Source organism: Nonomuraea basaltis (genome assembly GCF_005893125.1).
In the GTDB taxonomy this organism is placed as follows: Bacteria; Actinomycetota; Actinomycetes; order Streptosporangiales; family Streptosporangiaceae; genus Nonomuraea; species Nonomuraea basaltis.
This window is the reverse complement of the sequence record NZ_VCJS01000125.1, coordinates 24760-35969: the sequence shown is the minus strand read 5'-3', so window position 1 is coordinate 35969 and position 11210 is coordinate 24760. Positions and strand designations below refer to the sequence as shown.

12 protein-coding genes are annotated in these 11210 nt (G+C 70.9%); 7 read left to right on the top strand and 5 right to left on the bottom strand.

What is annotated here, in order from left to right:
* A partial coding sequence (locus EJK15_RS42035) for an ATP-binding protein (RefSeq protein WP_138716055.1) occupies positions 1–2292 on the top strand: 2292 nt, incomplete at its 5' end.
* On the opposite strand, the gene EJK15_RS42030 is transcribed toward EJK15_RS42035, so the two are convergent.
* A complete protein-coding gene (locus EJK15_RS42030; protein ID WP_171074849.1) occupies positions 2289–2972 on the bottom strand; it encodes a hemerythrin domain-containing protein in 684 nt (227 codons plus the stop codon). The genes EJK15_RS42035 and EJK15_RS42030 overlap by 4 nt on opposite strands.
* Before the next feature lie 151 nt (positions 2973–3123).
* Between EJK15_RS42030 and EJK15_RS71315 the strand changes: the two genes are divergently transcribed.
* On the top strand, positions 3124–3294 hold the full coding sequence (locus EJK15_RS71315; RefSeq protein ID WP_171074848.1) for a hypothetical protein: 171 nt from the start codon (positions 3124–3126) through the stop codon (positions 3292–3294).
* Here EJK15_RS71315 and EJK15_RS42025 read toward each other — a convergent pair.
* Positions 3283–3597 carry a hypothetical protein gene (locus EJK15_RS42025; RefSeq protein ID WP_138716053.1) on the bottom strand — a complete coding sequence of 105 codons (315 nt, stop codon included), beginning with the start codon at positions 3595–3597 and terminating at the stop codon, positions 3283–3285. The genes EJK15_RS71315 and EJK15_RS42025 overlap by 12 nt on opposite strands.
* A 65-nt stretch (positions 3598–3662) precedes the next feature.
* Between EJK15_RS42025 and EJK15_RS42020 the strand changes: the two genes are divergently transcribed.
* Complete coding sequence (locus tag EJK15_RS42020) at positions 3663–4205, top strand: PadR family transcriptional regulator (RefSeq protein ID WP_138716052.1); 543 nt, start codon at positions 3663–3665, stop codon at positions 4203–4205.
* Positions 4206–4358: 153 nt separating this feature from the next.
* Here the strand turns inward: EJK15_RS42020 and EJK15_RS42015 are convergent, their stop codons facing one another.
* Positions 4359–4628: a helix-turn-helix domain-containing protein gene (locus EJK15_RS42015; protein ID WP_171074847.1), complete on the bottom strand. Its 270-nt coding sequence runs from the start codon at positions 4626–4628 to the stop codon at positions 4359–4361.
* A gap of 52 nt (positions 4629–4680) precedes the next feature.
* On the opposite strand from EJK15_RS42015, the gene EJK15_RS42010 reads away from it, so the two are divergent.
* The 4 genes from EJK15_RS42010 to EJK15_RS41995 all read left to right on the top strand — a co-directional run bounded on the left by EJK15_RS42010 (position 4681) and on the right by EJK15_RS41995 (position 9509).
* Positions 4681–5469, top strand: a complete 789-nt coding sequence (locus tag EJK15_RS42010; protein ID WP_138716050.1) for an arsenate reductase/protein-tyrosine-phosphatase family protein — start codon at positions 4681–4683, stop codon at positions 5467–5469.
* Positions 5466–5867, top strand: coding sequence for a VOC family protein (locus EJK15_RS42005; protein WP_138716049.1), 402 nt, complete (start codon positions 5466–5468; stop codon positions 5865–5867). The genes EJK15_RS42010 and EJK15_RS42005 overlap by 4 nt, the downstream gene beginning before the upstream one ends.
* Before the next feature lie 130 nt (positions 5868–5997).
* Complete coding sequence (locus EJK15_RS42000; RefSeq protein ID WP_138716048.1) at positions 5998–8226, top strand: GH92 family glycosyl hydrolase; 2229 nt, start codon at positions 5998–6000, stop codon at positions 8224–8226.
* 8 nt (positions 8227–8234) lie between these two features.
* Positions 8235–9509: a glycosyltransferase gene (locus tag EJK15_RS41995; protein ID WP_138716047.1), complete on the top strand. Its 1275-nt coding sequence runs from the start codon at positions 8235–8237 to the stop codon at positions 9507–9509.
* A 65-nt stretch (positions 9510–9574) separates the two neighbouring features.
* Here EJK15_RS41995 and EJK15_RS41990 read toward each other — a convergent pair whose 3' ends face one another.
* Both EJK15_RS41990 and EJK15_RS41985 read right to left on the bottom strand, forming a co-directional pair.
* Positions 9575–9916 carry an indolepyruvate ferredoxin oxidoreductase subunit alpha gene (locus EJK15_RS41990; protein WP_138716046.1) on the bottom strand — a complete coding sequence of 114 codons (342 nt, stop codon included), beginning with the start codon at positions 9914–9916 and terminating at the stop codon, positions 9575–9577.
* Between the two features lie 29 nt (positions 9917–9945).
* Positions 9946–10929, bottom strand: a complete 984-nt coding sequence (locus tag EJK15_RS41985; RefSeq protein WP_138716045.1) for an NAD(P)/FAD-dependent oxidoreductase — start codon at positions 10927–10929, stop codon at positions 9946–9948.
* Positions 10930–11210: the final 281 nt, after the last annotated feature.

Below are 11210 nucleotides of genomic sequence, written 5' to 3'. Positions count from 1 at the left end.
GCCGTGGGGTGGGGCCGCTGCCCGGAGCATGAGGGCGCGCCGGCCGCCTGGCCGTGGGCGGAGTTGCTCCGCCAACTCGCCGCCCGCCACCCGCCCACCGATCCCGCGCCGCTCGCGCCCCTGCTGGGCGACGCGCCGCTCGCCGGCGACGTGGCGGCGGGGCGGTTCCGGCTGCATCAGGCGGTCAGCGCATACGTCGCCGAGGTCGCCGCGGAACGGCCCCTGCTGATCGTCCTCGACGACCTGCACAGGGCCGATGCCGAGACGCTGGCCGTCATCGCGCATCTACTGCCGGACCTGCGCGGACGCCGCGTGCTGCTGGTCGGCTCCCACCGGCATACCGAGCCGAACGAACGGCTGGGCGACCTGCTGGCCACCCTCGCCGGGCTGGAGCCGCTACGCGTCGAGCTCGCCGGTCTGGCTGCGCTGGAGGTCGGCGAGCTGGTCCAGGCCGTCTGCGGCGATCGCCCGGACGACGCCATGGTGGTGGCGATCGCCGAGCGCACCGGCGGCAACCCGTTCTTCGTCAAGGAGCTGGCCAGGCTGCTGGACGCGGAAGGCGTGGGGGCCATCCCCGCAGGCGTGCGCGACGTGCTGCGCCGCCGGGTGGCCAGGCTGCCCGGACAGGCGCAGACGATCCTGCGGCAGGCCTCGGTCATCGGCCGGGACGTCGATGTCGAGGTACTGGTCACGGTCTCCGAGGCCGACGAGGAGGCGGTGCTGATCGGTGTGGAGTCGGGCCTGGTCACCGGGCTGATCACCGAGCCGGAGGCGGGGCGGCTCAGGTTCGCCCACGCGCTGGTCCGCGACACCCTCTACGACGACATCTCCCGGCTGCGCCGCGCCCGGGTGCACGCCAGGGTCGCTGCGGCGATCGAACTGCACCGCCCCGATGACGTCGCCGCCCTGGCCCACCATTTCACCGCCTCGGGCACCGACCCCGGCAAGGCCGTCCGGTATTCCCGGCTCGCCGCCGAGCAGGCCGAGCGCCGGTTCGCGCACCACCAGGCGGCCGCCCTGTGGCAGCAGGCGCTCGACCGTTTCGAGGGCGACCCGCGCGAGCGCCTGGAGCTGATGCTGTCGATGGTGTCCGCGCTGGCCAACACCGGCCAGCTGGTCAAGGCGCGCACGCACCGCACGGAGGCGGTCCGGGCCGCGGTGCCGCTGGGCGACCCCGAGCTGCTCGCCCGCGTGATCGTCTCGTTCGAGGTGCCCACGTTCTGGAGCAGCAGGGAGTACGGCGGGCTGGACACCGAACTGCTGGACGCCGTCGAGAAGGCCCTCGACGCGCTGCCGCCCGGGGACGCCGAGGCCCGCTGCCGTCTGCTCGCCGCCCTGGGGTTCGAGCTGGAGGGAGAGGAGACCGAGCGCGGCTACCTCGCCTCAATCGAGGCCGTGGCGATGGCGCGCAGGCTGGGTGACCCCGCGCTGCTCACGCTCGCGCTGAATGCCCGCCTCCACGAGTCGTTCAGGTACGGCGGGCACGCCGAGAGGGAGGAAATCGGCCGCGAGCTGCTGGAGCTGTCGGATTCACAGGTCACCGTGGAGATCCTGGCGCATCTCATACTCATGCAGGCGGCCACCAGCCGGGCGGACTTCGCCGTCGCCGACGAGCACGCGGCTGCGGCCGCCCGGCTGGCCAGGCGGTACGACATGATGCTGCCGCCGGCCGTGACCGGCTTCTACGAAGGGCTGCGTGCCGGACTGGCCGGCGACCTGGCCACCGCCGAGGGGCACTTGCGGGCCGCCGCCGAGCTGGCCGGCCGCCTGAGCATGTGGCAGCATGAGGTCGGGATCTACGCGCTGGCGGTGTTCGGTCTGCGCTGGACGGCGGGAAGGCTCGCCTCGTTCGTCCCCGACATCGAGCAGCACTACCTCAACCTGCCCTGGCGGGCGCAGCTGGCCGAGCTCTACGCCCTGGCCTTGGCCCATGCCGGCCGGCTGGAGGATGCGCGTGCGCTCGCCGCGGCGGAGCGGCCGCCGATCAGACGCGATTACTTCTGGCACGTGCTGACCGCGGTCCGGGGCATGCTCGGCGTCGCCGTCGACGACAAGTCCCGGGCGGAGGCGGCGTACGAGGCACTGCTGCCCTTCTCGGCCGAGACCATCGGCGGCACCGGCTACCTGGCGGTGTGGCCCACCGCTCAGGTCCTCGGTGATCTGGCCGCCTACCTCGGCCGTCCGGCCGCCGCCCACTACCGCGAGGCCCTGGAGGTGGCCGAGCGGGCCGGTATCGAGCCATGGGCCGAGGCGGCCCGGGCCGGACTGGCGCGCTGCTCGGATCGGGGCTAGGGGCGGTTCTCTGGCGGGCCGAAGACCAGCCGCTCCTGCCTGGCCCAGCGGCCCTTCGTGGCGGCCAGCAGCAGGCGGAACGGCAATCCTGCGCGGCCGAGCATGCGATCAAGCTCGGCGGGCTCGGCGTAGCCGGCCAGCCACGGCACGGTGAAGGTGAGCCGGCGCAGCGACGCGCGCCTGCCGATGTGCTTCTCTACCCACTCGTAGGCGTCCTTCGGGACGTACCGGTAGATCACCGGAAACACGTCCCGCTCCTCCTCGGCGATGTGCTCGCGGAGCAGGTCCCGTAGCTCGCCGAGCGCCCGCCCCAGGGTCTGGTCGTCCTTGTGCAGGCTCGCGCGGCAGTGAGCGAGCACAGGGGCGAGCGCCTGGTGGTCGTCGGTCAGCGGGTCGAGGTCGATCGCCGGGCCGGCCGTACGCTCGATGACTGGCCAGAGCAGGTCGTCCTCGGCGGAGTGATGGTGGTCGATCTCGGCCAGCAGCGCGGCTGCGTAGCCGCGTACCGCGTCGGCCCACTCGCCGGAGGCGGGCACCCGTCCGGAGGGCGCCGACAGCAGGTCCGTGAGCCTGTCCAGGTCGGTGAGCATCGCACGGTGGATGACCACCATCGAGGTCAGGTCGGGTTCGGGCTCACCGAGCCGCCGGGCGGCGACGTGCGGAATTCGTATGGTCTGCATGCCGCCCAGCATGGGCGCCGCGGCTTTTCACGCTCTTGCCGCCGACTTGCCACTCGGGCGCAGCGGGCGGCAAGCAGGTGATCAGCGGGCGAAAAGTCGCCCGGCCGAGGCTGAATGCCATCAGTTCTCCCACACCGAGGAGCGAACAGTCATGAGCACAAAAGAACGATTGTCCGGCGCCCGCCTCGCGACACTTGCCGGCCTGTCGGAGATCCTCGGCGGCTTCGTCGCCGCGGGGTCGGTGACCGACCTCGTCGACCCGGATTCGATCACCGTGCTGATCGGCACCTGGATCAGGGCCTTGGGGTCGTCACCGCCCTGATCGCGGGGGTCTGGGCGACGGTGACGGGATACCGGCCATCGGTGCCCACGTCCATCTGACGCCTGCCGTACAGATCACGCCGTACGTGAAGAGCTTGCCGTCGTTGCCGTGATAGCACCCCGAGACGCTGGGGCCCGTGGGCGGCGGGCTGGCGGCGGTGGTGCTCGGAGTGGCCGACGCGGCCGCGCTGGTCGGGGTGGTGGCCGTGTTCGAATTCGGCGCCGCGCCCCTGGTCCCGCCCCCGCACGCGGCCAGCGCCACCATCAGCCCTGCCAGCCCCACCGCACCAACGAACCTGCGCATGTCCGTCTCATCTCGACTATGTCTGAAGTGACATAGTCGAGGCACACCATATCCTTGAGCGCACCATGACTTCAACGCTGGGATTCGCGATCCTCGCTGTGCTGGCGCGCGGCGGCCGCACGGGATACGACCTCGCCGCGGCCATGCGGCTGCCGGTCGGCTACTTCTGGACGGCCGGTCACAGTCAGATTCACGCCGAGCTGCAGAAGCTGCGGGCCGGGGGGCTGGTCGGCTTCGAGACCGAGCACGGTCCGGGGCCGCAGGACAAGAAGATCTACCACCTGACCGCCGACGGCCTGGCGGCGCTGCGGAAATGGGTCACCGAGCCGGCGCGCGAGCGCCCGGAGCGCGACGAACTGGTGCTGAAGACGTACGCGTCGTGGCTGGCCGAACCGGGGCTGGTCAGGCGGCTGTTCGCCGACCAGCTCGCGGTGCACGAGGCGCGGCTGGCCGAGTACGAGCGGGAGGAGGCGTCGTTTGGCGGGCCGCCCCCGTTCGGCGACCCCCGGTTCGGCAACTACGCGACGCTGCGGTGTGGGCTGAGCTACGAGCGGCACCGCGCGGACTGGTGCAGATGGATGGTGCATCAGCTCAGTGAGAGCCGGTGAGCCCTGGGCTCAGGGGTCCGGACTGTCAAGGGACGGCGAGGTGATGGTGCTGCGCTACCGCGTCCGCCGCCCGTGACCCATGCCGTCGCTCCCGGTCGGAGCGCAGCCGCTGACCGCCGGCGGGCTACCGGCCGCCTCGCTGCCGTGTCCAGGTCACAATCCGGCCGATGCGGCCCGCCTGCGACGCCTGATCATCGCCAGCGCCGCACCCCTGAACAGAGCGATGTTCACGGGGGACGACAATCCGTACACCCAGCCCGCGGCGGCGGCGGTCAGCAGCGCCCGCTCCGCGTCGTCCAGGCCGAGGGCCACGGCCAGCAGCCGCACCGACGTGATGCGTGGGCTCCGCATGCCTCCTTCCAGCCGGCGGATGGCCCGCACGTGCAGGTCGGCGCGCTGGGGCAGCTCCTCCTGAGTCGGCAATGCTCGTACCCGCGATAGATCAATCAAATCAGTTTGATGTATCATGCTGACCATGGCGCTATCCGGTCAAGCCGTCCCACCGCCGTTCGTCCGGCTGGTCGCCCACGCGGTGCGCTGGCGGCTGCTGAGCGAGCTGGCGCACTGCGATCTGCGCGTAAGGGAACTGGTAGCCCTGGTCGACCAGCCGCAAAACCTGGTCTCTTACCATCTGCGGCTGCTGCGCTCCGGCGGGCTGGTCGTGGCCCGCCGGAGCAGCTTCGACGGCCGCGACAGCTACTACCACCTGGATCTGGAGCGCTGTGCGCACGCGCTGGCCGCCGCCGGTACCGCCCTGCATCCCGCGCTACGCCTGGTCCCCACCCAGCCGACGATCGCGGCCGAAGACTCGGCGGCACCCTCCGTGCTGTTCGTGTGCACCGGCAACAGCGCCCGCTCACCCATCGCGGAGGCCCTGCTGCGCCACCGCACCGGCAGCCGCGCCGAGGTGACCAGCGCCGGCAGCCACCCCAAACCGCGCCTGCACCCCAACGCCGTGCGTGTGCTGCGCCGGCAGTACGGAATCGACATCGCCGACCAGCGTCCGCGGCATCTGGACACGATGACCGGCCGGCGCTTCGACTACGTGATCAGCCTGTGCGACAAGGTCCGCGAGGTCTGCCCCGAGTTCGGTGACCAACCGCGACGCCTGCACTGGAGCATCCCCGACCCGGCCGCCACCGGCGACGACACCGCCGGGGCCGGTTATCCCGCATTCGACCGTACCGCTGCTGAGATCGACACCCGCATCCGCTACCTGCTGCCCATCCTTGCCCACACCCCACACCGGGAGGTCCAGCCATGACACCACCCGATCAGTTCGCCAGCGTCCGCTACATCGTCGACGATGTCCAAACGGCCATCGACTTCTACACCACCCACCTCGGATTCACCCTGCACACCAGCGCCGCACCCGCCTTCGCCGATGTCATCCGCGGCCCGCTGCGGCTGTTGCTGTCCGGGCCGGCCAGTTCCGGTGCCCGCGCCACGCCCAACGACGCCTCCGCCGGGGGCCGCAATCGCATCCATCTCATCGTCGACGATCTCGACGCCGAAATCGGCCGGCTGCGTACCGCGGGACTCGCCTTCCGCGGCGATGTGGTCGCCGGCCCCGGCGGACGCCAGGTCCTGCTCACCGACCCCGCCGGCAATCTCATCGAACTGTTCGAACCCGCCAACCGACCAGCTCGGGACGGCACCTGACGCCCACGTCCCTGGCGGTGAGCCGCTTGTTCCACGGCTGGGTCCCGGAGCACGACTTCTTGGTGCCGCTGGACACAGGAGTTCATCTGTCCGAAACCTAAGGCGTGCTCGCGCTGGATAGAGTCCCGCCATCCTCGACAACGTTGACCCATTCATCGGCATAGCGGCCACCGACCTGCCCAGAGCGCGCGGTCTGGCCGCCACTTGGTGGTGGCCGAAACCCCAGGTAGGCAACACCCACCCGGGTGCTACGTCGCCGCTGGGCATGGTGTCGGCCTGCGCCTACTCCGGCGCGTACCCGACCGGGTACGGGCGGTACGCGAAGAACACCGAGGGTGTACCTGAGGAGATGTTCGAGCAGCTGCAGGCGTCCGGATTCACCCATTTCCAGCAGTCCGGCACCGGCGCGATCCGCAAGTACTACAACTACGTCCGGGTCACCCCGATGGTGCAGCCACTGGACGTGCTGGGGGAGGCTTGGCCGCTGCACGACGAGGTGGCGGAGGCGGGCTACTACGCGGCCACCCTGGACACCGGGGTCCGCTGTGAGCTCACCGTGGGCACCAAGGTCGCCGTGCATCGGTACACGTTTCCGGAGCACAGCAGCGCCCGTGTAGTGGTCGACCTGTCCTGTGGTGGTTTGGACATCGAGCTCGGCCGTACCGTGCCGTTGCGGGCACAGGTGGAGAGCATGGGCCACGGCCGGGCCCAGGGCACGGTGGTGATGGAGGGCGTTCCGCTGTCGGTGTACCTGGACGTCGACAGCCCGGGCTGGCGGCAGATGCTCTGGTACGACCGCCGGCTCGTCGACGGCGGCACCCGCTTGGACTTCGACAGCATCCGGCACACCACGCTGCGACCTTTCGGCATGCTCTTCATGGGCCCGGCCGCACCGGGGCAGACCATCGAGGTGCGGCTCGGGTTCTCGCTGCGCGGGTGCGACCAGGCGCGGCAGAACCTGGAGCGCGAGTGCGGGCAGGGCCAGCCGGCGTTCGACGTGGTACGTTCCCGGACCCAGGACCGCTGGGGCGAGCACCTCGACCGTGTCCAGGTCGAGGGTGGCACGCCGGCCCGCCGCACCGTGCTCGCGACGTCCCTCTACCATGCGCTGATCAAGCCGTGCGTCGCCGACGACGAAAGCCCGTTCTGGCCGACCCCCGGACCGTTCGCGTTCGACGTGTGCACCATGTGGGACATCTACAAGACACAGTTGCCGCTGCTCGCGGCGATCGTCCCTGACCGGGCCGCGGACCTGCTGGAGTCGCTGATCCGGGTCTGCGAGGAAGAGGGCAACTTCCCCATCGGCTACCGGATGAGTCGCGGCGCCGACCGGTTCTTCCGCCAGGCCAGCGCGCTCGTACACACCGCGCTGGCGGACGCCCACGCTCTCGGTCAGGCGGGCCTGGACTGGAACTGGGCGCTGGTGCACATGGTCGATGACCTGCGTCGCCTGTACGGCGAAGACTTCTTCGAGCACGGAGTGGTGCACCCGATCACCCACACGCTCGACCTCGCCTATGCCCACCACTGCACGGCACAGGTCGCCCGGGCGCTGAACGACCGGCGCCTGGCCGACGATCTCGAGGACCGCAGCCGCCATTGGTCCAACGCCTTCGACCCGAGCACGGGACTGCTGCGCGACTCGACGTTCTACGAGGGCGGCAAGTGGAACTACTCGTTCCGGTTGCTGCACGACATGGCCGCGAGGATCGCCCTGGCCGGCGGCGACAAGGCCTTCATCGACAAGCTGGACAGGTTCTTCGGCTTCGGTGCCCCACCGGTGACGCAGCCTGGCCGGCGCCCGCAGGCGGCGGAGATGGCGGCCGGATACGCCCTGAACCGGTTTGAGGGGTTGAACAACGAGCCCGACATGGAGGCGCCGTGGGCGTACCACTACGCGGGCCGGCCCGACCGCACGGCCCAGGTGGTACACGCGGCGCTGACCTGGCAGTTCGGTACCGGACCCGGCGGGTTGCCGGGTAACGACGACTCCGGCGGTCTGAGCTCGTGGTACGTCTGGGCGTCGCTGGGGCTGTTCCCGGTCGCTGGGCAGAACCTGTTCCTGGTCAACGCGCCCGCGTTCGCCCGGGCCGTGCTCCGGGCCGGCGGCAACGAGTTCGTCATCGAGACCAGCGGGCACCGCGAGACGCCGATCGGCGTCGACGGCATCGATCGTGACCCACCGGCGCAGTACGTCCAGTCGGCGACCCTCAACGGCAAACCCCTGCACGCAACGCACCTGAGCGCCGCCACCGTGCACCGCGGCGGCCTGTTGCACCTGCGGCTGGGCCCGGAGCCGTCGGCGTGGGGGCGGGGGATCCGCCCGCCGTCCCTTTCAGATCCACCCGCGACACCTTAGGAAGCACGATGATCCACCCCCGTCGCCGTCTCGTCATCGTGGTCAGAGCTGACCCTGTCATCTGTGGCCACTCCGGTGAAGCCCGTAACCTCGCCGAGGTGGCGCTGACCCGCGGGTTCGCCGACGTACGGCTGTTGACCTGGCCGATTCCGACGCTGCAGGCGGCCGGACTGCCGCTCAAACCGCTGGACCGGCTGCTGCCGTACAGCTCCGGGATCACCGTGGAGCGGCCGGAGGCGGTCGGGGATTACCGGGTGCCGGACGGGCGCCACCAGGCCGGTCTCACCGGACGCCTCGTCGAGCTGCTCGCCGAACCGGTGCCCACGACCTGCCTGTCCATGTACCTCGTTCCGCACACCTCGGTGGTCGTGGACGCGGTCGCGGCCGCGCGCGCGGCCGGGTTCGCGCCCGACGTACACACCATCGCGAAAGCGGTCGGGTCCGACGTGACCAACGTGATCCGGTCGTGCCTGCGGGAGGGCCGGTTCGGCGCGGCGACCGTACTGTTCACCACGTTCCTGGCCAACGACGAGGTCGTCGCGGTCTCCGAGTACACCCGGGAGGAGATCGTTGCCTCGGCCGAGCAGGTGGACGCCCAATGCGGCACCAGTTTCGCCGAACAATGCCGGCGCCGCGTGACCGTCAGCTACCCGCCGATCGACTCCTCCGCCTTTCTCAACCTGGATCCGGCGCACGTGGACGCCGCACTCGCGCAACGCGGTCTGGAGCGTGACGGGTACATCCTGTTCCTGTCCCGGGTGACTCCGGCCAAGGGGATCTACGACCTGGTGAGCGCCTTCGGTCAGATGCGCTGCCGGTCGCGCGTGAAACTGGTCGTCGCCGGCACCGGGACGGCGCTGGAACACGTACAGGCGATGGCCAAGGAGGACGACCGGGTGGTTTTCCTCACCGATGTCGACGACCACGAGAAGTCGCTGCTCATGCGGGGTTGTGCGGCCTACGCCCTGCCCACCAAGCCCGAGCCCGACTTCGTCGAGACGTTCGGCATCGCCCTGGCCGAGAAGATGCTGGCCGGCGGTGGACCGATCATCACCACCATGACGGGTGGGACCATGGAGGCGGTCGGCGACACCGCCGTCATCGTCGAGCCCGGGGACATCGCCGGTCTGGCCGCGGCTGTGGACCGGGTGGTCCTGGACATGCCCGCCGCCGAACGGCAGGACCTGGAGCATCGCGCCCGCGCCCGCGCGATGTCCTTCGACCGGGCCGCGGTGTTCGACGGCCTGTTCCCGCAGGAGGCGCCCGCTGTCGGGGTTCACTGACCTGGAAGCGCCGTGTGGCCCGGGTGCGCGCGCCGCGGTTCAGCGGTCGCCGAACCGCGGCGCACTCAGCCGTCGTAGCCGGTCACCATCGCGGTGTCGGCGTTGAGGTCGCCGACCTTGTGGGCGCCTCCGGGGCTGCCGAGCGGCTCGTCGCGTCCGGGCAGCACCTCGGTGAAGAAGTCCTTGGAGTCGTTGAGGAAGAGCGTACGGGTCTCGTCGCCGCGCGCCGTGCGATCCACGAAGATCGCCTCGACCGGGCACTCCGGCTCGCAGGCGCCGCAGTCGATGCACTCTGCGGGGTTGATGTAGCTCTTGCGGTCGCCGACGTAGATGCAGTCGACGGGACATACGTCCACGCACGCGCGATCGTTGACGTCGATGCAGGCGGGGCCGATGACAAAGCTCATGGATCTCTCCTGTGCTCTGGAGCAGGGGGTCAGCCGGTGTCCGTGGAGTGGCCGGGGAAAAGGGTCAGCTCGGGGTCGAGCTCGACGGCGGCGTTGTTCACCGCGGTGGCCACCTCGCCGAACCCCACGGACATCAGGCGGACCTTGCCTTCGTGCTCGGTGAGGTCCCCGGCGGCGTACACGCGGGGCAGGCTGGTGCGCATGCGCCGGTCCACCAGGACGGACCTGCCGCGCAGCTCCAGCCCCCAGTCCGCGAGCGGGCCGAGGTCGCTGATGAAGCCGAGGGCCGCGATGACGGAGCCCGCGGGCAGCACGCTGTCCGCCGCGCCGCGCGTACGCAGGTGCGCCTTCTCGACCCGCACACCGCCGGACAGGGCGACCACCTGGCTGTCGACGACGATGCGGACTCCCGCGGCGCCGGCGGCCTCGACGCTCGCGGCGTGCGCGCGGAACGCGGCCCGGCGGTGCACCAGGGTGACCGACCTGGCCAGCGGCGCCAGGGCGAGCGACCAGTCGAGCGCGCTGTCCCCGCCGCCCACGACGACGACGTCGTGGCCGGCGTGTTCGGACAGGTCAGGTACGAAGTACGCCAGTCCTCGGCCGAGCCATTCGTTGCCGGCGGGCAGCGGGCGCGGGGTGAACGTCCCGATGCCCGAGGTGAGGACGACGGCCCCGGCTCGCACGGCCGTGCCGTCGGACAGCACCACGACGGGCCGCCGGTCCTCGTCGTGGCGCAGCTCGACGGCCTGCCGGCCGAGCAGGTAGACCGGATCGTAGGCGGCCGCCTGGGTCGCGAGAGCGTCCACCAGCGAGCGCCCGAGTATCCCGGGGATGCCGGCGACGTCCCGTACTTCCTTCTCCGGGTACAACGCGGAGATCTGCCCGCCGACCTGGGGCAGTGCGTCCACGACCACGGTGCGCAGGCCGCGGAAGCCCGCGCAGTAGGCGCCGTAGAGGCCGGTCGGCCCCGCTCCGATGATCACGATGTCGGTTCGGAGGTCCGCTGATTCCACTTGGTCTCCCGGTAGTCGCCCACGCCTTTCCAGCCACGGAAGCTACACAGCCGGGCAGCGGGGAGCCGCAGGTCGTGGACCGCTGACCGGAACACGGCTCGCTCTGTGGGGCCCGGTCCGCTGGGCGGGACGATGCGCTGGGCCGCCCGGTCGCGCCGGTGATGGACTGCCTGTCGTGGTCGAGCGCCGCATCGGGGCGCCGCTCGATGAGCGAGGTGAAGCGGAGGCGAGAATGAGTGCGGAGGCGTTCTCCACGCACATCACGGGCAAGCCCAAGGCGA